26 protein-coding genes and 3 pseudogenes are annotated in these 25,052 nt (G+C 58.7%); 21 read left to right on the top strand and 8 right to left on the bottom strand.

Annotated elements, in window-relative coordinates:
* Positions 1-200 precede the first annotated feature (200 nt).
* Together exbB and exbD are read left to right on the top strand one after the other, a co-directional pair.
* On the top strand, positions 201-932 hold the full coding sequence (exbB, locus tag AAHB66_RS19755) for a tol-pal system-associated acyl-CoA thioesterase (RefSeq protein ID WP_347114194.1): 732 nt from the start codon (positions 201-203) through the stop codon (positions 930-932).
* Positions 933-938: 6 nt separating this feature from the next.
* Positions 939-1,364: a TonB system transport protein ExbD gene (exbD, locus tag AAHB66_RS19750; protein WP_337017852.1), complete on the top strand. Its 426-nt coding sequence runs from the start codon at positions 939-941 to the stop codon at positions 1,362-1,364.
* Positions 1,365-1,482: 118 nt separating this feature from the next.
* On the opposite strand, the gene AAHB66_RS19745 is transcribed toward exbD, so the two are convergent.
* The 3 genes from AAHB66_RS19745 to AAHB66_RS19735 all read right to left on the bottom strand — a co-directional run bounded on the left by AAHB66_RS19745 (position 1,483) and on the right by AAHB66_RS19735 (position 3,353).
* Positions 1,483-2,379 (bottom strand): SDR family oxidoreductase, encoded by an 897-nt coding sequence (locus AAHB66_RS19745; protein ID WP_347114192.1) that lies wholly within the window; start codon positions 2,377-2,379, stop codon positions 1,483-1,485.
* A 124-nt stretch (positions 2,380-2,503) separates the two neighbouring features.
* Positions 2,504-2,956 carry a cytoplasmic protein gene (locus AAHB66_RS19740; RefSeq protein ID WP_347114191.1) on the bottom strand — a complete coding sequence of 151 codons (453 nt, stop codon included), beginning with the start codon at positions 2,954-2,956 and terminating at the stop codon, positions 2,504-2,506.
* The gene (locus tag AAHB66_RS19735) at positions 2,949-3,353 is read right to left on the bottom strand and encodes a hypothetical protein (protein WP_347114189.1); all 405 of its coding nucleotides are present in this window, start codon (positions 3,351-3,353) and stop codon (positions 2,949-2,951) included. Before AAHB66_RS19735 ends, AAHB66_RS19740 begins: the two co-directional genes overlap by 8 nt.
* A 105-nt stretch (positions 3,354-3,458) precedes the next feature.
* On the opposite strand from AAHB66_RS19735, the gene AAHB66_RS19730 reads away from it, so the two are divergent.
* Together AAHB66_RS19730 and AAHB66_RS19725 are read left to right on the top strand one after the other, a co-directional pair.
* Complete coding sequence (locus tag AAHB66_RS19730) at positions 3,459-3,962, top strand: RNA helicase (RefSeq protein WP_337017859.1); 504 nt, start codon at positions 3,459-3,461, stop codon at positions 3,960-3,962.
* 81 nt (positions 3,963-4,043) lie between these two features.
* The gene (locus AAHB66_RS19725) at positions 4,044-4,532 is read left to right on the top strand and encodes a TIGR00645 family protein (RefSeq protein ID WP_333854031.1); all 489 of its coding nucleotides are present in this window, start codon (positions 4,044-4,046) and stop codon (positions 4,530-4,532) included.
* Positions 4,533-4,572: 40 nt separating this feature from the next.
* Here AAHB66_RS19725 and AAHB66_RS19720 read toward each other — a convergent pair whose 3' ends face one another.
* Positions 4,573-5,613: an aldo/keto reductase gene (locus AAHB66_RS19720; RefSeq protein ID WP_347114188.1), complete on the bottom strand. Its 1,041-nt coding sequence runs from the start codon at positions 5,611-5,613 to the stop codon at positions 4,573-4,575.
* A gap of 83 nt (positions 5,614-5,696) precedes the next feature.
* On the opposite strand from AAHB66_RS19720, the gene yghX reads away from it, so the two are divergent.
* Together yghX and AAHB66_RS19710 are read left to right on the top strand one after the other, a co-directional pair.
* The gene (yghX, locus tag AAHB66_RS19715; protein WP_347114187.1) at positions 5,697-6,584 is read left to right on the top strand and encodes a YghX family hydrolase; all 888 of its coding nucleotides are present in this window, start codon (positions 5,697-5,699) and stop codon (positions 6,582-6,584) included.
* A gap of 393 nt (positions 6,585-6,977) precedes the next feature.
* Positions 6,978-8,525 carry a methyl-accepting chemotaxis protein gene (locus AAHB66_RS19710; protein WP_347114185.1) on the top strand — a complete coding sequence of 516 codons (1,548 nt, stop codon included), beginning with the start codon at positions 6,978-6,980 and terminating at the stop codon, positions 8,523-8,525.
* Here AAHB66_RS19710 and fucR read toward each other — a convergent pair.
* Entirely contained in the window at positions 8,522-9,238 is a 717-nt protein-coding gene (gene fucR, locus AAHB66_RS19705; protein ID WP_347114183.1) for an L-fucose operon activator, read from the bottom strand. The genes AAHB66_RS19710 and fucR overlap by 4 nt on opposite strands.
* Positions 9,235-10,219 (bottom strand): annotated as a pseudogene (locus AAHB66_RS19700) (sensor domain-containing diguanylate cyclase). The gene fucR and the pseudogene AAHB66_RS19700 overlap by 4 nt, the downstream one beginning before the upstream one ends.
* 214 nt (positions 10,220-10,433) lie before the next feature.
* Between AAHB66_RS19700 and AAHB66_RS19695 the strand changes: the two are divergent.
* The 3 genes from AAHB66_RS19695 (at position 10,434) to AAHB66_RS19685 (ending at position 12,583) form a co-directional block, all read left to right on the top strand.
* Complete coding sequence (locus tag AAHB66_RS19695) at positions 10,434-10,694, top strand: hypothetical protein (protein WP_347114182.1); 261 nt, start codon at positions 10,434-10,436, stop codon at positions 10,692-10,694.
* Between the two features lie 114 nt (positions 10,695-10,808).
* Positions 10,809-11,861 carry an ABC transporter substrate-binding protein gene (locus AAHB66_RS19690; RefSeq protein WP_347114180.1) on the top strand — a complete coding sequence of 351 codons (1,053 nt, stop codon included), beginning with the start codon at positions 10,809-10,811 and terminating at the stop codon, positions 11,859-11,861.
* Entirely contained in the window at positions 11,861-12,583 is a 723-nt protein-coding gene (locus AAHB66_RS19685) for a molybdate ABC transporter substrate-binding protein (RefSeq protein WP_347114179.1), read from the top strand. Before AAHB66_RS19690 ends, AAHB66_RS19685 begins: the two co-directional genes overlap by 1 nt.
* A gap of 39 nt (positions 12,584-12,622) precedes the next feature.
* Here AAHB66_RS19685 and yghU read toward each other — a convergent pair whose 3' ends face one another.
* Positions 12,623-13,492 (bottom strand): glutathione-dependent disulfide-bond oxidoreductase, encoded by an 870-nt coding sequence (yghU, locus tag AAHB66_RS19680; protein ID WP_347114178.1) that lies wholly within the window; start codon positions 13,490-13,492, stop codon positions 12,623-12,625.
* A gap of 256 nt (positions 13,493-13,748) precedes the next feature.
* Between yghU and AAHB66_RS19675 the strand changes: the two genes are divergently transcribed.
* From AAHB66_RS19675 to cobT, 12 genes and pseudogenes are all read left to right on the top strand, one after another.
* The gene (locus AAHB66_RS19675; RefSeq protein ID WP_347114176.1) at positions 13,749-15,338 is read left to right on the top strand and encodes an ABC transporter substrate-binding protein; all 1,590 of its coding nucleotides are present in this window, start codon (positions 13,749-13,751) and stop codon (positions 15,336-15,338) included.
* A gap of 59 nt (positions 15,339-15,397) precedes the next feature.
* A complete protein-coding gene (locus AAHB66_RS19670) occupies positions 15,398-16,351 on the top strand; it encodes an ABC transporter permease (protein WP_347114175.1) in 954 nt (317 codons plus the stop codon).
* Between the two features lie 6 nt (positions 16,352-16,357).
* Complete coding sequence (locus AAHB66_RS19665) at positions 16,358-17,065, top strand: ABC transporter permease (protein ID WP_347114174.1); 708 nt, start codon at positions 16,358-16,360, stop codon at positions 17,063-17,065.
* On the top strand, positions 16,950-17,204 hold the full coding sequence (locus AAHB66_RS19660) for an ABC transporter permease subunit (protein WP_347116526.1): 255 nt from the start codon (positions 16,950-16,952) through the stop codon (positions 17,202-17,204). The genes AAHB66_RS19665 and AAHB66_RS19660 overlap by 116 nt, the downstream gene beginning before the upstream one ends.
* A complete protein-coding gene (locus tag AAHB66_RS19655; RefSeq protein ID WP_347114172.1) occupies positions 17,197-18,174 on the top strand; it encodes an ABC transporter ATP-binding protein in 978 nt (325 codons plus the stop codon). The genes AAHB66_RS19660 and AAHB66_RS19655 overlap by 8 nt, the downstream gene beginning before the upstream one ends.
* Positions 18,171-19,149: pseudogene (locus tag AAHB66_RS19650) on the top strand (ABC transporter ATP-binding protein). The gene AAHB66_RS19655 and the pseudogene AAHB66_RS19650 overlap by 4 nt, the downstream one beginning before the upstream one ends.
* Positions 19,150-19,323: 174 nt before the next feature.
* Entirely contained in the window at positions 19,324-19,875 is a 552-nt protein-coding gene (locus tag AAHB66_RS19645) for a peroxiredoxin (protein ID WP_347114171.1), read from the top strand.
* A 31-nt stretch (positions 19,876-19,906) separates the two neighbouring features.
* Complete coding sequence (locus AAHB66_RS19640; protein ID WP_347114170.1) at positions 19,907-21,430, top strand: cobyric acid synthase; 1,524 nt, start codon at positions 19,907-19,909, stop codon at positions 21,428-21,430.
* Entirely contained in the window at positions 21,427-21,972 is a 546-nt protein-coding gene (gene cobU / locus AAHB66_RS19635) for a bifunctional adenosylcobinamide kinase/adenosylcobinamide-phosphate guanylyltransferase (protein WP_347114169.1), read from the top strand. Before AAHB66_RS19640 ends, cobU begins: the two co-directional genes overlap by 4 nt.
* Complete coding sequence (cobS, locus tag AAHB66_RS19630; RefSeq protein WP_347114167.1) at positions 21,969-22,727, top strand: adenosylcobinamide-GDP ribazoletransferase; 759 nt, start codon at positions 21,969-21,971, stop codon at positions 22,725-22,727. Before cobU ends, cobS begins: the two co-directional genes overlap by 4 nt.
* 2 nt (positions 22,728-22,729) lie before the next feature.
* Complete coding sequence (locus AAHB66_RS19625) at positions 22,730-23,239, top strand: histidine phosphatase family protein (RefSeq protein ID WP_347114166.1); 510 nt, start codon at positions 22,730-22,732, stop codon at positions 23,237-23,239.
* 102 nt (positions 23,240-23,341) lie between these two features.
* Positions 23,342-24,391, top strand: a pseudogene (gene cobT, locus AAHB66_RS19620) (nicotinate-nucleotide--dimethylbenzimidazole phosphoribosyltransferase).
* Here the strand turns inward: cobT and AAHB66_RS19615 are convergent.
* A complete protein-coding gene (locus tag AAHB66_RS19615; protein WP_347114165.1) occupies positions 24,381-25,010 on the bottom strand; it encodes a DUF2238 domain-containing protein in 630 nt (209 codons plus the stop codon). The pseudogene cobT and the gene AAHB66_RS19615 sit on opposite strands and share 11 nt — an antisense overlap.
* Between the last annotated feature and the right edge of the window lie 42 nt (positions 25,011-25,052).

Here is a 25,052-nt window from a genome sequence, read left to right as displayed (position 1 = left end):
AAAAATGGTCACGAGAAGGGTGGCGCATTAAGACGAAAATTTTTTAAAATTTATGTCCGGGAAATTTTTCCTGCGTAAGCGCAAGGAAAATGAAACGAATTTACGGCACTATGTAAATACTAATGAGAACTACTATCAATTCGACGCTGTTTTGATATTATTATGCTCAGATTTTGTGATTTGCGTCCTGGAGATACCGAGTGGGTAATAATTTGATGCAGACGGATCTCTCCGTCTGGGGTATGTATCATCATGCCGACATCGTAGTGAAGATTGTGATGATCGGCTTGATTCTGGCGTCTGTCGTCACCTGGGCTATTTTCTTTAGCAAGAGCGTGGAGCTTATCTCGCACAAGCGCCGTCTTAAGCGCGAACAGCAGCAACTGGCCGAGGCCCGCACCCTGAATCAGGCGAGCGATATGACCTCTTCCTTCCAGGCCAAAAGCCTGACCACCCAGTTAATCAACGAAGCCCAGAACGAGCTTGAACTCTCGGCAGGCAGCGAAGACAACGAAGGGATTAAAGAGCGTACCGGCTTCCGCCTCGAGCGTCGCGTTGCGGCCATTGGCCGTCATATGGGCCGCGGTAACGGCTACCTGGCGACCATCGGTGCGATTTCGCCGTTCATTGGTCTGTTCGGTACGGTCTGGGGCATCATGAACAGCTTCATCGGCATCGCCCAGACCCAAACCACCAACCTCGCGGTTGTGGCCCCCGGCATCGCAGAAGCCCTGCTGGCGACGGCGATTGGTCTGGTTGCGGCTATCCCGGCGGTGGTTATCTATAACATCTTCGCCCGTATGATCGGCAGCTATAAAGCCACCCTTGGCGACGTTGCCGCTCAGGTTCTGCTGCTGCAAAGCCGCGATCTGGACCTCAGCGCCAGTGCTGCGAAGCCGGTCCGTTCTGCTCAGAAATTACACTTAGGTTGATTCGCCATGGCAATGCGTCTTAATGAAAATCTGGACGATAACGGCGAAATGCACGAAATCAACGTGACGCCGTTTATCGACGTCATGCTGGTTCTGCTGATTATCTTCATGGTTGCTGCGCCGCTGGCGACGGTGGACGTGAAGGTCAATCTGCCTGCGTCATCCAGCCAGCCGCAGCCGCGCCCGGAAAAACCGATTTATCTGTCCGTGAAAGCGGATAAATCCATGTTCCTGGGTAACGATCCGGTGACGGATGAGTCGGTGATCCCGGCGCTGAATACCCTGACCGACGGCAAGAAAGACACCACCGTCTTCTTCCGTGCCGACAAGACCGTCGACTACGAAACCATGATGAAGGTAATGGACACGCTGCATCAGGCGGGTTACCTGAAGATTGGTCTGGTAGGCGAAGAGAAGACTGTGGCTAAATAAACAAAAGCGGCACCCCTTGAGGTGCCGCTTTTGTATTTGCCCGGTGGCGCTACGCTTACCGGGCCTACGCTCAACATGTAGGCCGGGTAAGGCGAAGCCGCCACCCGGCACTGCACAACTACCCCAGATGCTCCCCGCCGCACACCCCGTGCACTTCCGCGGTCACATAGCTTGACTCCTGACTCGCCAGATAGACATACACCGGTGCCAGCTCCGCAGGCTGCCCTGCGCGCTTCATCGGGGTCTGCTGACCAAACTGCGGGATTTTCTCCTGAGTCTGACCGCCGGAAATCTGCAGCGCGGTCCAGATAGGCCCTGGGGCCACCACGTTAACGCGCACACCGCTCTCGGCCACCTGTTTCGCCAGCCCGCGGCTGTAGTTAAGGATGGCCGCTTTGGTGGAGGCATAGTCCAGCAGATGGGCGCTCGGCTGATAGGCCTGAATCGACGAGGTAGTAATGATGCTCGCCCCGGCCGGCAGCAGCGGCAGCGCCTCCTGAGTTATCCAGAACAGCGCGAATACGTTGACGGTATAGGTCTGTTTAAACTGCGCCGTCGTCAGGTCGGCAATCTTCTCTACCGCAACCTGCTTACCGGCCACCAGCGCCAGCACGTCCAGCCCGCCCAGTTCCTGATGAGCTTTATGCACCAGTGAACGGGCAAATTTTTCATCGCTCAGGTCGCCGGGGATCAGCACCGCTTTGCGTCCTGCTTCTTCTATCAGCTGCTTAACCTGCTGCGCATCCTCTTCTTCGGCGGGCAGGTAGTTAATGGCGACGTCTGCTCCTTCACGCGCGTAAGCGATGGCGGCAGCGCGTCCAATCCCTGAATCGCCCCCTGTCACCAGCGCCTTACGATCCTGTAGTCTGCCGCTGCCTTTGTAGCTCTTCTCGCCGCAGTCCGGCACCGGCTCCATCTTGCTCTGCACGCCAGGAGCGGGCTGTTTCTGCTGCGGATATTCGCCGGTATGATACTGGGTTTTAGGATTCTGAATTTTGCTCTGGGAATTTGCCATTGAGGTTCTCCTTGAGTGGGTGATCAGGCTTTAAGCTTAGGAGAATCAACCGGCAAGTGAGGATCATTCAGGATAATCCTTAAATAACAGCAACAGGCGGAGCGGTGTGAACTGGCGGGGGGGATTACGGCTTTGGCGCAGAAGGTGTTGTTTTAGCGGCCAGCACGTCTTCATTCAGCGCGACGGTAGTCACGCTGGTGGTGCGATAGCCTTCATCAGCCAGTTTACGGGTGACGCGCAGGGTGGCGGTTTCACGTGCCCGCAAATACTGATAATTGGTTTCCAGACGAGCCAGTATTTTATCTTTTAAGTCTGGTCGCTGCGCCATGATGGCGTTAATTGTCGCGCCGTAGATCTCTTCTTTAACCTGTAACGGATAAATTTCACGGCGGTTTTGCCATTTCAGGCGGACCAGACCGGCAGGGATGGAGAGCAGTTCTTTCGCAATGCGTTGTATTTCCGCATTTTTAATCTCTTTCAGCGCCGCCAGGTTTTGCTCTAAGATAAATTCATCGCTCTTTTTATCATCTAAAGCTAAATAAACGTTGTTGTTATCAACATCCTTCACGTTATTCATCCTCTAGCTTATAGAAAATAGGCGTGTTTTTTTCGCAAGTAATTAGATTGAGCCAGATGTCATTACCGGCTTCGTTAATCTCATCGGTTTTTTCCGCCAATATTTGACTTAGTGCCTGCGCATCTATTTCTCCCTCCGCCTGCAGGTCATTGAGCAGGCGGGCGAACACCTCGATTTTAACCACCCGGAATAATCGGTCCTTTATATGCCGGTCATGCTCTTCGAGCAACATATTGCGGGAGTTACCGGTACGGGTAACACCAATTAATATATCAGGCGCGTAATCCGCGAGTGTTCTTTTCCCCTTAGTGAAATTTGCATTGCTTTCTGCTTCTGGTGGTGTCGGTTCCACGGTAGAAATGTGAAACTTAGCCGGAACCAGATTGTCGGGCAACATTTTATATTTCCTTTAATTTCAACAGGGTGGGGTTGTCTGGAGTGTGAGATTCGTTGACAATAACATGAGGCAAATTTAAAATCAAAAAAAATGGAGCCTGCCTATATGAACAGCATTTTTTATACTGTCATTACTTTGTTATTGCTTACCGCCGTGGTTCTTTTATTGATGAAAGAGTTCAATAAAAGCAGCGACGCGGAGAATGCGCACAACCCTGCCCAGCCAGAGCGGATGTCAAAAGAAGAGGGCGAAGACCATTTTTCAGTGTTAATGAATGCGATTACGCCGGTTTGGTACTGGCGCGTTAATCATGAATATATTGATTTCCTCCACGCCACAATTAAACGAATGAATATGGTGGAAATAAATAGCATTCCTGACCTGTTTGAGGCGCAGCGTCGTTGCAGCGACCTTAACTCGGCGGTGTACAAATATTACGACAATATCAAGAAGCGCTGCCTTAATGGTGAGAAAGTGTCGCATTCCGATCTGGAGGTCATGAACCTGCGCCAGTGTTTTCGCGAGTTCAGTCTTGAGGCTTATCCGTCGCTGGTGGTGCTGGTTTGGCCGGAATATCAACGGCCTGTCGTTAAGCCGGAGCAGGTATAGGTTCTGTGTTGTTGAGTTGTTGCAAACACTTTGTCTCGTTGCGATATACTGTGCGCTGGTTTCGTTTGCAGACAGGACTCTATGGAACGCTTTTTTGAAAACGCAATGTATGCCTCCCGCTGGCTGTTAGCCCCGGTCTATTTTGGCCTTTCGCTGGCGCTGGTGGCCCTCTGTATTAAATTCTTCCAGGAAATTTATCACGTCCTGCCGCATATTTTCAGCGTCGCGGAATCCGACCTGATTCTGCTTCTGCTGTCGCTGGTGGATATGACCCTGGTAGGCGGCCTGCTGGTGATGGTGATGTTCTCTGGCTATGAAAACTTTGTCTCACAGCTGGATATTTCGTCCGATAAAGAGAAGCTGAGCTGGCTGGGCAAAATGGACGCCTCGTCGCTGAAAAACAAAGTGGCCGCCTCGATCGTGGCCATCTCGTCGATTCACCTGCTGCGGGTGTTTATGGACGCCAAAAACATCCCGGATAACAAGCTGATGTGGTACGTAATCATTCACCTGACGTTTGTGCTGTCGGCGTTTGTGATGGGGTATCTGGATAAGCTGAGCCGTAAGTAATAAAAAAGCCGGGTAAGCGCAGCGCCACCCGGCATTTTAACTACTTATCTGACGACGCCTGCCACAGATTCAACTGTCCGTCGGCCACGTGCTGATCGATCCGCTGCAGTTCTTCTTCGCTAAAATGCAGATTATTCAGCGCCTGCACGTTCTCCTCCAGCTGCTCGGTCCGGCTGGCACCAATCAACACTGAGGTCACGCGCTCGTCCTTCAGCAGCCAGCTCAGGGCCATCTGCGCCATTGTCTGACCGCGCGCCTGCGCCATCCTGTTCAGTAAACGCAAACTGTTGAGGTTGGCCTCGGTGAGCATATTCTCGGTCAGGCCGCGCACCTTTTTGCCTTCGCGCTGCATGCGTGAGCCGTCAGGAATGCCGTTCAGGTACTTCCCGGTCAGCAGCCCCTGCGCCAGCGGCGTAAAGGCGATACAGCCGATGCCATTGGCCTCCAGGGTATCCAGCAGGCCGCTCTTGTCCACCCAGCGGTTGAGCAGGTTGTAAGAGGGCTGATGGATAAGCAGCGGGATCTTCCACTCGCGCAGCAGCTCGGCCATTTTCCGGGTCCGTTCCGGTGAATAAGAGGAGATGCCGACGTACAGCGCCTTTCCGCTCTGCACCGCCTGCGCCAGCGCAGAGGCGGTCTCTTCCATCGGCGTGTTTTCGTCCACCCGGTGGGAATAGAAGATATCCACGTACTCCAGCCCCATGCGCTTCAGGCTCTGGTCGAGACTGGCGAGCAGATACTTACGCGAGCCGCCCGCACCGTACGGACCCGGCCACATGTCATAGCCCGCTTTGGTGGAGATAACCAGCTCATCGCGATACGCCGCGAAATCATCCCGCAGCAGGCGGCCAAAATTTTCCTCCGCGCTGCCCGGCGGTGGGCCATAGTTATTGGCGAGATCAAAATGGGTGATGCCGCAGTCAAAGGCTTTGCGCAGCAGGGCGCGCTGGGAGTCGAGGGCGTGGACATGGCCGAAGCTGTGCCACAAACCTAGTGACAGGGCGGGTAGACGCAGGCCGCTTTTCCCACAGTAACGATACTGCATCGTCTCGTAGCGGTCCGGAGAGGCGTTCCAGGGCATGATGTCTCCTTTCTTGGTGTTTGATTTTCGAAACAGCGTTTCTATTCTATCCTTAGTTCGTTCACAATTCATGGAGATATGCGATGACGCGTATGACCGCCAAAGACTTTCCTCAGGAATTGCTCGACTACTACGATTATTACGCTCACGGCAAAATCAACAAACGTGAGTTCCTCAATCTGGCTGCCCGCTACGCCGTCGGTGGCGTTACCGCGCTGGCGCTGTTCAATATGCTCAAGCCCAATTACGCCCTCGCCGAGCAGGTGAAGTTTACCGATCCCGATATTCTGCCCGAGTACATCACCTATCCCTCGCCGGACGGCCACGGCCAGGTGCGCGGCTATCTGGTGAAACCGGCCAAAGCCACGGGCAAAGTCCCGGCGGTGGTGGTGGTGCATGAAAACCGCGGGCTCAACCCCTACATTGAGGACGTGGCGCGTCGGGTGGCGAAGGCGGGCTATATCGCCCTGGCGCCGGATGGCTTAAGTTCGGTGGGGGGTTATCCCGGCAACGATGAAGAGGGGAAGGTCCTGCAGCAGAAGGTTGATCCCACGAAGCTGATGAACGACTTCTTTGCCGCCGTTGGGTTTATGCAGAAACACCCGGACGCTACGGGCAAGGTGGGGATCACCGGCTTCTGCTATGGCGGCGGGGTATCTAACGCTGCGGCGGTCGCCTGGCCGGAGCTGGCCTGCGCGGTGCCTTTCTATGGCCGCCAGCCTCCGGCGGCGGACGTCGCCAAAATCAAGGCTCCCTTGCTGCTGCATTACGCCGAGCTCGACAAGAATGTTAACGAGGGCTGGCCGGCTTATGAAGCGGCGCTTAAATCTAACGGCAAGGTGTATGAAGCATGGATCTACCCTGGCGTAAACCACGGATTCCACAACGATTCTACTCCGCGATACGATGAACCCGCTGCGGAATTAGCCTGGAAAAGAACCCTGGGATGGTTTGAAAAATATTTGAGTTAATCCGCCTGAACATGTCCGGCAGACATCCCACTGCCGGGCACATATTTATATCTGCTGATAACAATACCCCTGTTTATTTCACTGGTACTTGCCATGTAATTCCATGACACTTTTATTACGGCGTAATGGCAAAAAAAAGCGGGCTTTCGGTTCCGTTAATTATGAGGGTGCTAATTAAAAATATGCTTTATTTCTGCATCTTTATGAATTCTAAGGCCGGATTATTTTAAGGGCTATTTGACCCCGGTCTGTTTCTAATATCTCTGTTCATTAAACGGAAATGAAAAGTTTTATAAAATTAACCAATAAAAGGTACCGCTTCGCATTTTATTGCCGATAACGAGGGTAGTACTCGCCTCCGGGCGATATCTCCCTTATTGCAAGGAAATAAATATGCAAGTGTTTCGTAATTTCACGATCCGGTTCGTCATGCTGACGATTCTGGGGATTTTCTGTTTAATGTGGGCGGGGGTCGGGCTTTATGGCTCCTGGGCGCTGTCGCGCGTTGCGGATGGCAATGACGTCGATCGTCAGTTGGTCAAACAGATGACGGTGCTCAGCCAGGGTAACGATCAGTACTTCCGCTTTGTCACCCGTCTGACCCGGGCGATGGACGTACAGGCCGCAGGCGGTACGGCGGATCTTACTTCCGTGCAGCAGGCGCTGGACACCATGAGCAAAAAGCTTGATGAGATGAAAGCCATGTCACCCGGGCCGATGGATGCCCAGATCTCCTCTCAGGTGATCGCCAGCTGGCAGGCGCTGCTGGATAACGGCGTAAAGCCCCAGATGCAGCTCGCGCAGCAGGCTAACCTCGACGCCTATCGCCAGCAGGCGAATACTGTCACTCCGCCGCTAAGCCGTGCCTTTGGCGAAAGTGCCGGGCAGTTCAATAAAGCCGCGGACAGCATTCTCGACCGCACCCGCGTGACGGTGGACGGCCTCACCAGCTTCACCCGCACGGTGATCATCACCGCGACCCTTATCGGGCTGCTGATCCTGCTGTTCGCCGATCGCTACCTGGTCGCGATGCTGGTGAAACCGCTGGATCAGCTCCGCTACCACTTTCGTCAGATTGCCCAGGGCGATCTGAGCCAGCCGATTGTGCCCTTTGGCCGTAACTGCGTGGGCCAGCTGGTGCCGCTGCTGACGGCGATGCAGGACAGCCTGCGCGAAGCGGTCAGCACCATCCGCGCCGGCAGCGAGAATATCTGGCGCGGCGCCACGGAGATCTCCAGCGGCAATAACGATCTTTCGTCGCGTACCGAAGAGCAGGCGGCCGCCCTGGAAGAGACGGCCGCCAGCATGGAGCAGCTCACCGCCACGGTGAAGCTGAATGCCGATAACGCCCGTCAGGCCAGCGAGCTGGCGGATGTAGCCTCTACCACCGCCAGCCGTGGCGGGGAGCTGGTGGAAAACGTGGTCCACACCATGACCGGGATCTCCGTCAGCTCGAAGAAAATCGCCGAGATCACCAGCGTCATCAACAGCATCGCCTTCCAGACCAATATTCTGGCCCTTAACGCGGCGGTGGAAGCGGCGCGTGCGGGTGAGCAGGGGCGTGGCTTTGCAGTGGTGGCGGGTGAGGTGCGTAATCTCGCCAGCCGCAGCGCGAATGCGGCAAAAGAGATCGAAGGGCTGATCGCCGACTCCGTCTCCCGCGTGGAAGAGGGGGCCCGGCTGGTGAACGATACCGGTATTACCATGGAGGCGGTGCTGCGCGATATCACCGGCGTGACCACCATCATGAAGCAGATTGCCGCCGCCTCGGAAGAGCAGAGCAAAGGCATTTCACAGGTGGGAGTGGCGATCACCCAGATGGACGGCGTGACCCAGCAGAACGCCTCGCTGGTGGAGCAGGTGTCGGCCGCGGCCTCCGCGCTGGAGCGTCAGACCGAGGAGCTGCAACGCTCGGTGCAGAAGTTCCGCCTGGCGAGCTAACGGCGGGCGAGCTGCACGTCGCTGATCAATTGGGTCACCTGTGACAGGTGGCCTATTTTCACTTCGCTGGAGCGCTGAAACTTGCTTTTGTCGATCAGCAGCAGCGACTGGCTGGCACGGCTGAGCAGCTGCGACTTAAATCCGGCACTGTGCGGGGTGGGATCCCACATCACCCCCTGCTCATCCACTCCTTCGCACGAGAAAATAAACAGGTCGATCTCCAGCGCCTTTAGCTGCGTTACGAGGGCCGGATTCACATAGCAGCGATACTTGCGCTCCAGCGTCCCGCCCGAACAAATCAGGGTGATGCGTTCGCGCTTCGCCATCTCATGGCAGATCGGCAGGCTGTTGGTGAACACCGTCAGGGAGATATCCGGCAGCTGCCGCGCCAGGTGAAAGCAGGTTGAGCTGGCATCGAGGGCCAGGGTCATCCCCTCGCTGACCCAGTCGAGGGCGTGGCGGGCAATGTCGGCTTTATCGGCGTAATGGCTTTTCAGCCGCGCGCCAAAGGGTTCCCCGCCGTCGCGGTGGTCCGGGTGGATGGCCCGCGCCCGCCCGTGGTGGCGCACAATCTTGCCCTGCTGCTGCAGCTGTTTCAGATCGCGGCGAATCGTCTCTTTGCTGACGTTAAGCCCGGCGGCAAGGGCGTCGGTCGTCAGCCAGTCGGACGCCGCCAGCAGGCGGATAAGATCCTGATGACGGGTGCTTTTCATGGATGCGTTCCGCTGCGGGAGAGGGAGATCAGCGTCTGACCAATCGCCACGCCATTCTTGCCGGTGTGCTTAATCTGGTACATCGACCGATCCGCGCGGCGCAGGGCATTGACGAAATCATCCTGCTCCTGCACCTCATCGATCCCCACCGAGGCACCCACCTGCGCCTGGCCGTTATCCAGCTCGAACGGCGTCAGGGCCGCATTCAGGCAGTGGTGCGCGGTGCTGTTCACCAGCAGACTGGTAAGCGGGAAGGGCAGCAGCAGCACAAATTCGTCCCCGCCCAGACGCCCGACCACGGCGCCCGGCGGGCAGGTGTCGCGCAGACGCTGGCTGAGCTGGATCAGCAGCTCATCGCCGCTGCGGTGACCAAAGGTGTCGTTCACCGTTTTAAAGTCATCCAGATCGATAAAGGCAATGCACAGCGGGCCCTGGGCTTTGAGCTGTGCGAAGTGCGTGAGCAGCGCATGGCGGTTAGCGAGTCCGGTGAGCGGATCGTGGTTGGCCAACTGGGCAAGCTGCTCCTCGTACTGCTTCTCTTTGGTCATGTCGATGTGGGTGCCGGTCACCTTCAGGGGGGTTGCCTTGCTCATCCCATTCGGTAACGCGGCCGCGATCCAGCACCCAGGTGACGGTGCCATTTTTGTGCTGCATCCGGTGCAGCGCTTCGTAGAAGGGGGTTTTGCCGTGCAGATGATCGTAGAAGGCATCCAGCACGTTCTGCCTGTCATCGGGGTGCAAATGCTCGCGCCAGATCTCAAACTGCGCGCTCAGCTCCTTGGGCTGATAGCCCAGCATCGAGCCCCAGCGGCGGTTGTAGATAATCAGCTTCCCGGTCGGCACGTCGAGCTGCCATAAACAGAGACCCGTCCCGTCGAGCGCAGCGCTGAGCTTGCTGCGGGCGTCACGCGCCAGCCTGGCAAGCCGGGCATTGTGCTTTTTGAGAATCTGAATCTGGTGTTCCAGCGCCTTTTCTGACATGCGAATAATCTGAAGAAAGAAATTATTGATGCCAGTTTACCGGATGGTTGTAAATACGCTGTTGAAAAAAGAGAAAGATTTGCGTTAGGGCGGAAATATCACCGAAAAGGGTGAGCCGATAATATACCGGGTCAGGAATGGCTAAAACCGTGCGGGCAGAATATACCTGGATCGTGAATACCACGTTTGTATCATCTATACAGAGAAGGTCAACATGCGCCCTTATTTTCAAACCGTTATCGCGGTTATTTCCGCAGCGCTTCTGAGCCTGGTCTTTGCCTCTGCGGCGAATGCCACCCGGCAGTCACAGCAGCGCCAGCAGGCGAGAGATACCCGCCAGGATACCCGCGAACAGGCGCGGAGCACGAAGCAGAATTGTGTGGTGAATAATAACCAGAGTAATTCTGAATGCCGCCAGGATAAACGCCACTCGAAACAGGAAGGACGCCAGCAGGCGCGGGACATTAAATATTAATTCACAAGCTGAACGCGGGTTTTCGCCCGGCGTTTAGCCTGCCTCCAAAGCACAGCAGGACTTCACAGGCGTATCGTTATATAATCTTTTGCATAACGAAAATGTGAGGATCTTATGAAACAGCGCTTTTGGCAGGCAGTCGCGTTCAGCGGACTGATTTTACTCCCGTTATCATCTCAGGCATCCCGCCAGATCACCGACCAGATTGGCCGTCAGGTAACCATCCCTGATGAGGTTAACCGCGTGGTGGTGCTTCAGCACCAGACCCTGAACTTACTGGTGCAAATGAACGCCACCGACAAAATCGTCGGGGTGATGGCGAACTGGAAACAGCAGTTGGGCGACGGCTACGCGCGTCTGGCCCCCGCGCTTAACCAGAAAGCGGCGCTTGGCGATCTCACCCACGTCGACCCGGAAAAGCTGGTGGCCCTGAAGCCAGATGTGGTGTTTGTTACCAACTACGCGCCGCAGGAGATGATCGAAAAAATCAGCAGCCTCGGTATTCCGGTAATTGCCATCTCGCTGCGTCACGATGCCGCAGGTGAAAAAGCGAAAATGAACCCGACGTTGGCCGATGAAGAACAGGCTTACGATCTGGGGCTGCGCGAAGGGATCGCGCTGATCGGCGAGATCGTCAACAAGCAGCCGGAAGCGAAGGCGCTGATCGAAGCGACCGACAAAGGCCGCAGAATGGTCAGCGATCGTCTGAAAGCTATCCCGGCGGAAAAACGGGTTCGCGCCTACATGGCTAACCCGGAACTGACCACCTACGGCGCCGGGAAATATACCGGCCTGATGATGGCCCATGCGGGGGCGGTTAACGTGGCGGCGGCGACCCTTCAGGGCTTCAAAACCGTGGCGATGGAGCAGGTGATTGCCTGGAACCCGCAGGTGATTTTCGTCCAGGACCGGTATCCTTCCGTGGTCAACGAGATTAAAACCGGCGCGCAGTGGCAGACCATTGACGCGGTGAAAAATCAGCGCGTCTACCTGATGCCGGACTACGCCAAAGCCTGGGGCTACCCGATGCCGGAGGCGATGGGCATCGGCGAGCTGTGGATGGCGAAAAAGCTCTACCCGGAGAAATTTAAGGACGTGGATATGCGCAAAGTGGCCAACGACTGGTATCAGCGCTTCTATCGCACGACGTATCAGGGGATCGACTGATGCGCGCGCTGGCGGCAGGCAGCCTGCGCAGGGTGTGGCCGCAATTAATGGCGGACTTCCCGGAACCGGTGGAGACGCAGTTCGGCCCGGCAGGTCTGTTACGGGAGCGTATTGAATCGGGCGAGGCCTGCGATCTCTTTGCCTCGGCCAATCTTGCCCACCCGCAGGCGCTGCTGGCTGCCGGACGGGCGCAATCCGTGGCGTCGTTTGCCAGCAACAGACTCTGTCTGACCCTGCGCAGCGAGGTGCTGCGCGACGACGATGACTGGCGTTCTGTGCTGATCCGGGAAGATTTACGCGTTGCCACCTCGACGGCGGGGGCCGATCCGTCCGGGGATTACGCGCAGACGCTCTTTACCCGGATGGGTGACGCTGGCGAGGCGGTAAGAAAACGGGCGATAGCCCTGGTGGGTGGGCGAAGTTCTGCGCCCGTTCCGGCGGGCAGGCTGGCGGCCGAGTGGATTATTCAGGGCGGGCAGGCGGAGGTCTTTATCGGTTACGCCAGCTACGCGGCAACATTGCGCGAGATCGCAGGGCTGACGGTCATCGACATCCCGGAACCCTTCAACCCGCGCGCGGAGTATGGCTGCGCGGTAATGACGGCGCAGGGGCAAAGGCTGGCGGATTTTTTACAGTCAGATCGGGCAAAAGCGATCCTGCAAAATGAGGGTTTTTTGCCGGGTGGCGCTGCGCTTACCCGGCCTACAAAACCCAATCCGTAGGCCCGGCAAGCGTAGCGCCGCCGGGCATTTGCCAGCGCATTAACCCTGACGTTTGTCTTCCGTATTGTTCTCAAAATCGCTCGCTGCATGGCGCTCATGCAGCTGTTCGTTCAGCTCGCCGTTGGTGCGGTTGACGATACGCCCACGCTTCACCGCCGGACGGCTGGCGACATCTTTCGCCCAGCGCTGGACGTTCTTGTAGCTCTCCGCGTCGAGGAATTCCGCCGCGCCATAGACCTGGCCGAGCGCCACGCTGCCGAACCACGGCCAGATAGCGATATCCGCGATGCTGTACTCTTCTCCCGCCACGTAGCGGCCGCGCGCCAGCTGTTTATCCAGCACGTCGAACAGACGTTTGGCTTCCATGGTGAAGCGGTCGATTGCGTACTCAATTTTCACCGGGGCATAGTGATAGAAGTGACCAAACCCGCCGCCGAGGAACGGGGCGGAGCCCTGCAGCCAGAACAGCCAGTTCAGGGTTTCTACCCGGCCCGCCGGATCTTTTGGCAGGAAGTGACCGAATTTCTCCGCCAGATAGAGCAGGATATTGCCGGATTCAAACACGCGGGTTGGCGGCGTGGTGGAGTGGTCGCGCAGGGCCGGGATCTTGGAGTTCGGGTTAACGTCGACAAAGCCGCTGGAGAACTGATCCCCCTCGCCGATGCGGATCAGCCAGGCGTCATATTCCGCACCGGTCACGCCCAGCGCCAGCAGCTCTTCCAGCAGGATCGTCACCTTCTGGCCATTCGGCGTGCCCAGGGAGTAAAGCTGCAGCGGATGCGAACCGACCGGCAGCTCCTTGTCATGCGTGGCGCCCGAGATCGGACGGTTGATGCTGGCGAACGCGCCGCCGTTGGGGTTCTGCTTCCATTCCCAGACTTTCGCTGGCTGGTAGTTGTTGTCGGACATGTTGATCTGCCTTTTTGGGATGTGTTGAGGCAGTTTAGCAGGCATTCCGTGAACGGTTTAACGAAGTGAGCGCATAAGCATATGCACTATTCCTTCTGGCGCTTATATATATAAATTGCGCATAAGCTTAATCAAAAATGGCATTTTCATTGTTAATGCGAAAGGGCTTAAAGCTGAATATGATGCGCAAACAGATATCTGTGAAAAATAAAAATGAGCAGTTAAAAAAACTTTCAAGGCAAGGAGTTAGTGAGATATGTGTAAGCCATTAGTATCTGCTGTTCTGGTCGCGCTGGCGCTGGTTGCCGCAGGCTGTGATGATGCCAAAAATAAAGAGACTGCGTCGGCCCCGGCGGCCAAAAGCGATGCGCCGAAAGAGGGCGGTTCACTGATTATCGGCATTACTTCCGGCGACCCGCTGGCGGTTAACCCGCTGTATGCCAGCGACCGTACCACCCTGACCATCATGCAGGCGCTCTATGCTCCGCTCTACAGCTTTAACGATGGCAAAATCGAATGGGGTCTGGCCGAGAGCCTGACGCCATCCGCCGATAACCTCAGCTACACCCTGACCTTAAAACCGAATCTGAAATGGCAGGACGGCCAGCCGCTGACCGCCGATGATGTGGTCTTCACCTTTAATAAACTGCTGGAGGAGAAACAGCACAGCTTCTTCCGCAGCATGTTCACCTACGGCGGCAAGCCGGTGGCGGTGAGCAAGGTTGACGATCGCACCGTTAAGTTCACCCTGCCGCAGGTGAGCGCCGCCTTTACCGGCACCCTGGTGCAGATCTACCCGATCCCGCAGCACGTCTTCGCCAATGAAGCCGATCTGGAAAAGAGCACCAAAAACGATGCGCCGGTCGGTTCCGGGCCGTTCAAGTTTAAAGAGTACCGCGCCGGGCAGTATTACGCCTTGACCCGCTTTGACGACTACTGGAACGGCAAAGCGAAGCTCGACTCCGTGACCTACCGTTTCGCCAAAGACAGCAACTCCGCCAACCTCGCGCTGCAAAACGGCGAGATCAACCTCAAGATGGTCGATCCGCAGGATGTGTCGCGCCTGAAAAACACCAGCAAGTTTGATTTCGTGGTCTATCCGGAAGGGCGTCTGGCCTACATGACCTTCAACCAGAACGTGCCGGTGATGAAGAGCAAGGCGCTGCGCCAGGCTATCGCCTACGCCATCAATAAGGACGAGCTGACGCAGACCGCGTTCACCTCGCTGGACTACGCCAAACCGGCCACCTCGTTCCTGACCCCGGATACGCTGTACCAGACTAACGACGTCGAGCAGTACAAGTTCGACCAGCAGAAGGCCAAAGATCTGCTGAAAGCCTCCGGCGCGCCGGCAAACCTCAAGCTGCGTCTGGCCTACGTGAACACCAACAAAACCCAGGAGAGCCAGGCGCTCTACATTCAGCAGGCGCTGAAAGGGGTAGGGGTGAACGTGGAGCTGATGCCGCTTGACTCTAACGCCATGTCCCAGCGCAGCCTCGACATGAACAACACCGCCTGGGAGCTGAACCTCGGCGGCTACATCATGGGTGCCGAGCCGGATGGCTACAAATCGCTGTTCATGAGCAACGAAGCCTACAACTACGCCCACTATAAAAACCCGCAGTTCGATGCCCTGTGGGATAACGGTGCCGTGGAGACCGACGCCGGCAAACGTGCGGAGATCTACAAGCAGATCCAGCAGACCGTGGCCAACGACATGACTTACTACCCGATCGCCTACACCAACGCTACCGTGGCCGTGGATAAACGCTTTGGCGGCACCCAGGAAGCGGAACCGAAGCCGGTGTATCTGTTCCAGGACCTGTCAAAAATCTACCAAAAATAAGCTGTCGCCCCGGTCAACCGATCGGGGCTTTTTTGTTGGGTAAGTCGTAAGGGTATGTCGTGAACACATTACTGATGCGTCGGCTGCTGCAACTGGTGCCGATGCTGTTCTTTATCTCGCTGGTGGCGTTTTTGCTGGTCAAACTCGCCCCGGGCGATCCGGTGGCCGCGTACATCACCCCGCGCATGGCGCCAGAGGATATCGAGCGTATCCGCCAGAGTCTGGGGCTGGATAAGCCGCTGGTGACGCAATATTTTCTGTGGCTGAAAAACATTCTGCAGGGCGATCTGGGCTATTCGCTGATCTACCACCGCCCGGTGCTGGTGATGATTGCCGAGCGCATTCCGGCCACCCTTGGGCTGATGGGGGCCTCGCTGCTGATGGCGATTATCCTCGCCATTCCGCTGGGGCTGCTGGCCGGGGCGTTTAAGCACCGCTGGCTGGATCATGTTCTGAACCTGTTCGCCTATATTGGCATCTCGGTGCCGATCTTCTGGTTTGGTATTCTGCTGATCACCGTTTTTGCCGTGCAGCTCAACTGGTTCCCCAGCATGGGGATGCGCACCATCGGCATGGAGGATAACTGGCTGGATGTGGTGCGCCACGGCGTACTGCCGTGCATTGCGCTCACCTTCTATAACCTCTCCAGCTACGTGCGCTACATCCGCTCCAATACCATTTCGCAGCTCTCGGCCGACTACGTGCAGACCCAACTGGCCTACGGGGCCACCCGTTCCAGCATCCTGTTCCGTCATGTGCTGAAAAACGTGCTGCTGCCGGTGATCACCCTGTTTGGCCTGTCATTTGGCGAGCTGGTGGTGGGGGCGTACGTTACTGAGAGCGTCTTCTCCTGGCCGGGTATGGGATTACTGGGGATCCAGGCGATCGCCTCCCTCGACTACCCGCTGATTATGGCGATCATCATGCTCTCGTCGCTGATGCTGATTGTCGGCAACCTGATTGCCGACCTGTTATATCGCTTCGCCGATCCCCGCATACGTACCCTGAGGTAACCCCGGATGAGCAGACGCTGGCAACAGGTTCGTCACCAGCTGTGCCGCAATCGTCCGGCGCAGTTCTCACTTTTTGTCCTCTTTATTTTTATCGTCGCCGCGCTTTGTGCCGGGCTGAGTCCTTACGATCCGGATCAGATGTCGCTGGGGGCGCGCACCCTGCCGCCGGATAGTGCCCACTGGTTCGGCACCGACGAGTACGGACGCGACTACTTTACCCGCGCCCTGTACGGCGGGCAGATCTCGCTGATGGTCGGCTGCCTGGCGATGGTCTTTTCGACGCTGATCGGCACCGTGGTCGGCACGGTGAGCGGCTACTTCGGCGGCTGGCTGGATAATCTGATGATGCGCGCGGTGGATATCCTGATGGCGATTCCGGCCTTCTTCCTGCTGCTGGTGCTCAACGCCTACCTGAAGCCGGGCGTGGATAACATCATCATGATCATCAGCCTGCTGACGTGGATGAACATGTCCCGACTGGTGCGTGCCGAAACGCTCTCCGTTAAAGAGCGCGAGTATGTGCTCTATGCCCGCGCTTCGGGGGGAGCATCCGCTGCGGATTATTCTGCGCCATATCATCCCCGGCGTGCTGCCGACCATTATTGTCGCCGCCACCCTGAATATCGCTTCGGCCATTCTGATGGAGTCGACCCTCAGCTTCCTCGGACTTGGGGTGCAGGCGCCTGCCGCGTCCTGGGGCAGCATGCTCAATAACGCCCAGTCGTATATCGGCGAGGCCTCCTGGCTGGCGATGTTCCCCGGCATTCTGATCCTGCTGACGGTGTTCAGCTTTAACGTGTTAGGCGACGTGTTCCGCACCGCCTTTGAGCCGGGAGCGAACCGCGATGAATAACTTACTTGAACTCGACAACCTGCAAACTACCTTCCGCACCCGGGATGGTGATGTCCACGCGGTGCGCGGGGTGAGCTTTCACGTTCAGCCGGGCGAGCTGGTGGGCATTGTCGGAGAGTCCGGCTGCGGCAAGAGCGTCACCTGCAAATCCATTATCCAGCTGCTGGGCAGCAACGGGCGCATTACCGGGGGACAGATCCGTTTCGACAATGACGATCTGGCGCAGAAAACCCCGGAGCAGATGCGCGCCATTCGCGGAAATGAGATCGCGATGATTTTTCAGGATCCGATGACCGCGCTTAATCCGGTGGTGACTATCGGCAGGCAGATGTCCGAGATCCTGATGCGTAATAAAGGTCTGAATAAAAAAGCGGCCCGCGCGGCGAGCATCACCATGCTGGAGCAGGTGGGCATTGCCGAAGCGGAGCGCCGTTACGACCAGTACCCGCACGAGTTCAGCGGCGGGATGCGCCAGCGGGTGATGATCGCCATCGCGCTCTCCTGCGATCCCAAACTGCTGATCGCCGATGAACCCACCACCGCGCTGGACGTCACCATTCAGGCGCAGATCCTGCGGCTGCTGAAAAGCCTGCAGCAGAAAACCCATACCGCCATTCTGCTGATCACCCACGATCTGGGGGTCGTAGCCCAGGTGTGCAGCCGGGTGGTGGTGATGTACGGCGGGCTGGTGATGGAAGAGGGCAGCGTGGAGGATATCTTTTATCGTCCGGCACACCCCTACACCCAGGGGCTGCTGGCGTCCCTGCCGCACCCGGAGCAGAGCAGCCATCGCCTGTCGCCCATCGAAGGATCGCCGCCGGGCCTGCTCAATCCTCCCCCGGGCTGCCCCTTTGCCGAACGCTGTCCGCATCGGTTGCCCCAGTGCGAGCGTCAGCCGGCGTTTTACCGCCCCGAACCGGGGCACCGCGCGGCCTGCTGGCTGCTGGCCGATAAGGAGGCTCAGGCATGAGCGAACAACATTCCCCCCTGGTCAGCGTGCGGGACCTGCATAAGCATTTCACCCTCAACGGCGGCCTGCTGCGCAAAGGGGTAGCGGTGAAAGCGGTGGACGGCGTCAGCTTTGATATCCGCCAGGGGGAGACCTTTGGCCTGGTGGGCGAATCCGGCTGCGGCAAATCGACCCTCGGGCGCGCCATTCTGCGCCTGTTTGATATCACCTCCGGCGAGATTGATTTTGCCGGGCAGGCGATTGCTCAGGCCAGAGAAAAGCAGCTCAAGCCGCTGCGCAAGCGGATGCAGGCCATTTTCCAGGATCCCTATTCATCGCTGAATCCGGGTATGACCGTCCAGCAGCTGGTGGCGGAACCGATGCAGATCCACGGCTACAGCCGCGAGGAGCAGCGGGAGCGTACCGAAACCCTGCTCTACAAAGTGGGGCTCAAGCAGGAACATCTTCAGCGCTTCCCGCACGAGTTCAGCGGCGGCCAGCGCCAGCGCATCAGCATTGCCCGGGCGCTGTCGGTGCGTCCGGAGTTTGTCCTGTGCGATGAGCCGCTGTCGGCGCTGGACGTCTCGGTGCAGGCGCAGGTGGTGAACATTCTCCAGGATCTGCAGCAGGAGCTGGGGCTGACCTACCTGTTTATCGCCCACGATCTGTCGATGGTGCGCCATATCTCGACCCGCATTGGGGTGATGTACCTCGGCAAGCTGGTGGAGGTGGCGCCTGCCGACACGCTGTATCAGCATCCGGCACACCCCTATACCCGGGCCCTGTTAGCCTCGGTGCCACAGCCCGATCCGCGGATCCGCAACCTGGAGCAGGCGACCCTGCGCGGGGAGATCCCCGGCCCGACCTCGGTGCTGCCGGGCTGTAAGTTCTGCAGCCGCTGCCCGCACGTGATGCCGGTATGCCGACGCGAAACCCCCCGCAATGCAGGAGATCGCCCCGGGTCATTTCACGGCCTGTTGGTTGTTTAAGGTGTGAGAGACAGGTGCCAACATCCGCCGGGTGGCGGCTTTGCCTTACCCGGCCTACAAAACCTGTAACCCGGTGCAAAATCGTAGGCCCGTGCAAGCGCAGCGCCGCCGGGCAATGGCCGCCGGGCCAGCCGTTTCGGGCTATCCTTCAGAGAGCCCCTTCATTCTGCCGGAGTTGACCATGAAACCTCTCTCGATCCTGTCCGTGGCCGTCGTGCTTTCCCTCTCTCTGTTTACCACCCACGCTGGCGCTGCCCTCGAGGCGGGCAGCAAAGCGCCCAATTTCACGCTGCAGGGGGCGCTGGCGGGAAAACCCCTGACCTTCTCCCTGCAACAGGCGCTGCAAAAAGGGCCGGTGGTGCTCTACTTCTTCCCGGCGGCATTCAGCAAGGGCTGCAACATCGAAGCCAACGCCTTTGCTGACGCCACCGACGAATTTAACAAGCTCGGTGCCAGCGTGGTGGGCGTCACCGCCGGGAACGTCGAACAGGTGGATGAGTTTTCCAAAAAAGAGTGCCGGGATAAATTCACCGTCGCCGCCGATCCCGGGGCGAAGGTGGCTGCACAGTACCAGACGCTGATGCAGCTGAACGGCAAAACCCTCTCCGAACGCACGTCGTTTGTCATTGCGCCCGATGGTAAAATCCTGCTGAGCTACACCGACCGTAGCCCCGAAGCGCACATTCAGAAAACGATGGCGGCCGTTAAGCAGTACGCCGATTCGCATTCGTAGCGCCGTGGGGGTGTCATAAACAGGAGAGGGCATGACCCAGGCAATAATGCTGCAGGGAACCGCGTCCGATGTGGGAAAAAGCGTACTGGCCGCCGGCCTGTGCCGCATTTTTTATCAGGATGGCTGGCGCACCGCGCCGTTTAAATCACAGAACATGGCGCTCAATTCTGGCATCACGCCGGACGGCAAAGAGATGGGCCGGGCGCAAATTATGCAGGCCGAAGCGGCCGGCATTGCGCCGGATGTACGGATGAATCCGGTCCTGCTCAAACCCTCCGCGGGCAGCCAGGCCCAGGTGGTGCTGATGGGGGAGGTGGTAAGCCAGATGGATGCGGCCCGCTACCACGACCTCAAGCCGCGCCTGCGGGAGCAGATTACCGGGGTGTATCAGAGCCTGGCCCGGGAGTATCAGATCCTGGTCCTGGAAGGCGCCGGGAGCCCGGCGGAGATCAACCTGCGCGATCGCGATATCGCCAACATGGGGATGGCGGAGATCGCCGGCTGCCCGGTGATCCTGGTGGCCGATATCGATCGCGGCGGGGTGTTTGCCGCCATCTATGGCACCCTGGCGCTGCTGCAGGATCATGAGCGCTGGCGGGTCAAAGGGGTGATCATCAATAAGTTTCGCGGCGATGTGGCGCTGCTCTACTCCGGGTTACAGCAGATTGAGTCCTTAACCGGCGTGCCGGTGCTGGGGGTGATGCCGTGGCTGGATCTCGATCTGGAGGAGGAGGATGGCGTGGCGCTCCAGCGGGGCAATGCGCGCCCTCGTCAGGCGCGCGATATCGACATCGCCGTGGTGCACCTACCGCATATCGCCAACTTCACCGATTTTAACGCCCTGTCGGCGCAGCCGGACGTGCGCGTGCGTTACGTCAGCCAGCCGCACGAGCTGGACGGTGCCGATCTGCTGATCCTGCCGGGGAGCAAAAACACCCTTCACGATCTGAGCTGGCTACGGGACAGCGCGATGGCGCACGCCCTGCTGCAGCTAAACCGCGACGGCGTGCCGCTGCTCGGGATCTGCGGCGGGTATCAGATGCTGGGCGACACCCTGATTGATGAGGTCGAATCCGGTCTCGGGCGCATGCCCGGTCTGGGGCTGCTCGATACCGTGACGCAGTTTGCCCGCCACAAAACCACTACCCAGGTCAGCGCCCGGATGGCGTCGTCGTTGCCCGGCTGGCTGGCGCCCCTCGCCGGTATGGCGGTGCGCGGGTATGAGATCCACATGGGGCAAACCGCGCGGGCCGACGGGGCGCAGCCGGCGCTGTGGCTGGAAAAAGAGCAGGCGCAGGTTGCCGATGGCGCGGTGAGCGACGACGGCCTGGTGTGGGGCACCTATCTGCACGGCCTGTTCGACAGCGATGCCTTTACCCGCGCGCTGGTCGACAGCCTGCGGGCACGTAAAGGGTTACTTCCTCTCGAAAACGCGCCAGACTACGCCAGCTACAAAGCCCGGCAGTTTGACCAGCTGGCGCAGGCGATGCGCCAGCATATTGATATCGCCAGAATCTATCAGATCATGCGTGAGCATCAGGAGTGCAAGGAATGATTGTCGTGACCGGAGGGGCGCGCAGCGGTAAGAGCGCCCACGTTGAGGGGCTGGTCGCCCGCCACTATCCGCAGGTTTTATATATCGCCACCTCCACCGTCACCGACGATGAGATGGCGGCGCGTATTGCCCGGCATCGCGCCCAGCGGCCCGCCCACTGGCGTACCCTGGAGCGTTATCGCGATCTGGGGGAGGCTATCCACCAGCAGGTTCAACCCGGGGAAGCGGTGGTGATCGAGTGCATCACCACCCTGCTGGCGAACCTGCTGTACGACGCCTCGGGCGGGGCCGATCCCGATACGCTGGACTTTGCGGCGCTGGAGTCTGGATTGCAGCAGCAGATCGACGATCTGATTGCCGCCTGCCTGGCGACCCGCGCCCCGGTGTACATCGTGACTAACGAGCTGGGGATGAGCATCACTCCGGAAAATCGTCTGGCGCGGCATTTTGTCGATATCGCCGGGCGGGCAAATCAGAAACTGGCTCAGGCGGCAGAAGAGGTCTGGCTGGTGGTGTCAGGGATTGGAGTCAAAATTAAATGAGCTTAGCGATGTTATGGGCGACGCTGCGCCTGATGTCACGTATTCCGGTGCCGGAAAAATGGGCCGATGGGGTGGAGTTCCGCCAGCTGGCCCGCGGGGTGCCGTGGTTTGTGCTGGTTGGTGCGACGATCGGCGCGCTGGCCGGGCTGCTGGCGCTGGTGGTGAGCCAGACCGGCGGCGGGATTTATATCGGCGCTGCCGCCTACGTGCTGGCGCTGGTGCTGCTGACCGGCGGCTTCCATCTTGACGGGCTGGCCGACACCTGCGACGGCATCTTCTCGGCCCGCAGCCGGGAGCGGATGCTGGAGATCATGAAGGACAGCCGGCTGGGCACCTTTGGTGGTCTGGCACTGGTGTTCGCCATTTTGCTTAAAGTCCTGGCGGTGATTGGCCTGGCGCATCTTCCCGCCAAAGAGTGGTTTGCGCTGCTGGTGTGTGCCCCCATTGCCGGACGCGCCGCGCTGGTGCTGGGGATGTACGGTCAGCGCTACGCCCGCGAAGGTGAAGGGATGGGCAGCCTCTATATCGGCCAGGTGAGCTTCCGTAATGCGGCGCTGACCCTGCTGGGCGGGGCGCTGGTGGTGGCGCTCATCGCCGGCCTGCACGGGCTGGCGGCGATGCTGGTCACTTACGTCGTGATTTATGGTCTGGTGCACTATCTCCGCCGTCGTCTCGGCGGGCATACCGGGGATACCCTGGGGGCGCTGGCCGAAACCGCAGAGATCGTCTTTCTGCTGGCACTATTGTGGGTCTGAACATGCGATTTTTTCTGGTTCGTCACGGACAAACCGCAGCCAACGCCAGCGGCCTGTTCTACGGCAGCACCGATGTGCCCCTGACGCCGTTGGGGATTGAGCAAAGCACGCGGGTGGGCGCTTTACTGGCGGAGGTGTCGTTCAGCGAGGCGATTGCCAGCCAGCTGCTGCGCGCGCAGCAGACCGCGGAGCTGATCGTCCCGGTCACCGGATACGATGCGCGACTCAACGAGATGGATTTTGGCCGCTGGGAGATGCGCCATTTCAGCAGCATTGCCGAAGAGGAGCCCGAAGCCTGGCAGACCTGGCTGGATGACTGGCAAAACGCCACCCCCAGCGGCGGCGAGCCCTTCCCGCACTTTGCCGGGCGGGTGAAGGCCGTGGCCGACGAGTTAGCCCTGCGCCAGGAGCCGGGCGACATGCTGATCGTGGCGCACCAGGGGGGTACTCAGCCTGCTGCTGGCCCACTGGTTAAAGATGCCGACAGGCTCCTTGTGGCATTTTCCCTTTAAGCAGGATGCTTACACCATGGTGGAAAATCGCGGCGGATTTATGCTGTTACGCGCCTTTAACGACCGGAGCCCGTTCCGGGAAGAAGAATGAGAACCATACCGATGCAGACAATACAGGAACTGCTGGCCGCTATTCAGCCGCTGGATAAGAACAAACAGGCGCAGGCGGCGCAGCATATCGACGGCCTGGTGAAGCCGCTTAACAGCCTGGGACGGCTGGAAACGCTGGCCATCCAGCTGGCGGGGATGCCGGGCTTAACCCGGCTCGACGAGCTGCAAAAAGAGATCATCGTGATGTGCGCCGATCACGGCGTCTACGAAGAGGGAGTGGCCATCAGCCCGCAGCAGGTGACGCACCTGCAGGCGCTCAACATGTTGAAAGGCACCTCCGGCGTCTGTGTGCTGGCGAAAAACAATGGCGCTTCGGTGCTGCCGGTGGATATCGGCATCGACTGCGAGCCCATCGAGACCATGCTGAGCCTGAAGGTGGGGCGCGGCAGCGGCAACATCGCCCGCGGCCCGGCGATGAGCCGTTTTGATGCCGAGGCATTGCTGCTGCGCAGCGCCCGGCTGGTGCAACAGCGTGCCGCAGAGGGGATCGCGGTGTTTGGCACCGGCGAGTTGGGTATCGCCAACACCACACCCGCCTCGGCGATTATCAGCGTCCTCAGCGGCTGCGATCCGCACGAGGTCGTGGGGATCGGCGCTAACCTGCCGGCGGATCGGATCCAGCATAAAGAGGCGATTGTCCGTCAGGCGATTGCCGTCAATCAGCCCGATTCCGCTGATGCCATCGATGTGCTGGCGAAAGTGGGCGGCTACGATCTGGTGGGAATGACCGGGGTGATCCTTGGGGCGGGGGCGTGCGGACTGCCGGTGGTGCTGGACGGTTTCCTCTCCTATGCCGCGGCGATGGCCGCCTGCCAGCTGGCGCCTGAGGTGAAAAATTACTGCATCCCGTCGCATTTCTCGGCGGAGAAAGGATCCTAGCGGGCGCTGGAATATCTCGGCTTAACCCCGTATCTGTACCTGGATCTGCGCCTGGGCGAGGGGAGCGGGGCAGCGCTGGCGATGTCGATCGTCAGCGCCGCCGGGGCGATGTATTGCCAGATGGGCGTCCTGGCAGAGAGTGGGATCAGCCTTAAAGCGTAATCTGGCGCAGGCGTCCCAGCTGGCGCTGATGGGGTCGTCCCAGCAGCAGTACCGTGGTGAGCGCGCCGAGCAGGGCGCAGAACATATCGGACTGCGTATCCCAGGGATCGCCCTGAGTGCCGAGGAAATCGTCCGCCCCCTGGCCCATCGCCAGCGCCGCCCACCACTCGATCAGCTCATAGGTGGCGCTGATCGCCAGCGCAATACAGCACACCACAAAGGCCGTCATCTTGCGGCCGGTGACGTAGCCGCCGCGCACCAGGATCTCCCGGGCCGCCAGCGCAGGCACCAGCCCCTGGAAAAAGTGCCCCAGCTTGTCGTACGGGTTGCGGCTCAGGTGGAACATCTCCTGAACGTCAAAGCCGATGGGCACTTTGGCGTAGGTGTACATTCCGCCCACCATCAGGATGATGGCATGCCAGAAGATTAGCGTGTAGAGCAGGGGAGTTAGCGGGTAGCGCCGTTGGGTGGCGAGCAGCAGCGGCACGATGATGATGACCGGCGTCACCTCCATCAGCCAGGTGGTGTGGTCCGAGGTACAGAAACCGGTATAAATCAGGATCAGCAGTAAAAGCAGCGCGCCGACCTTTAATCCAGAGGAGAGTGCAGTTTGCGTCATGTGAGTTAACTGTTGAGTAAAAACAGACACTATCGACCGACG

The organism is Leclercia sp. S52 (genome assembly GCF_039727615.1).
Taxonomy (GTDB): Bacteria; Pseudomonadota; Gammaproteobacteria; order Enterobacterales; family Enterobacteriaceae; genus Enterobacter; species Enterobacter adecarboxylatus_B.
Note: the sequence above shows the minus strand (reverse complement) of the source record. Positions and strands in the feature narration are given on the sequence as shown.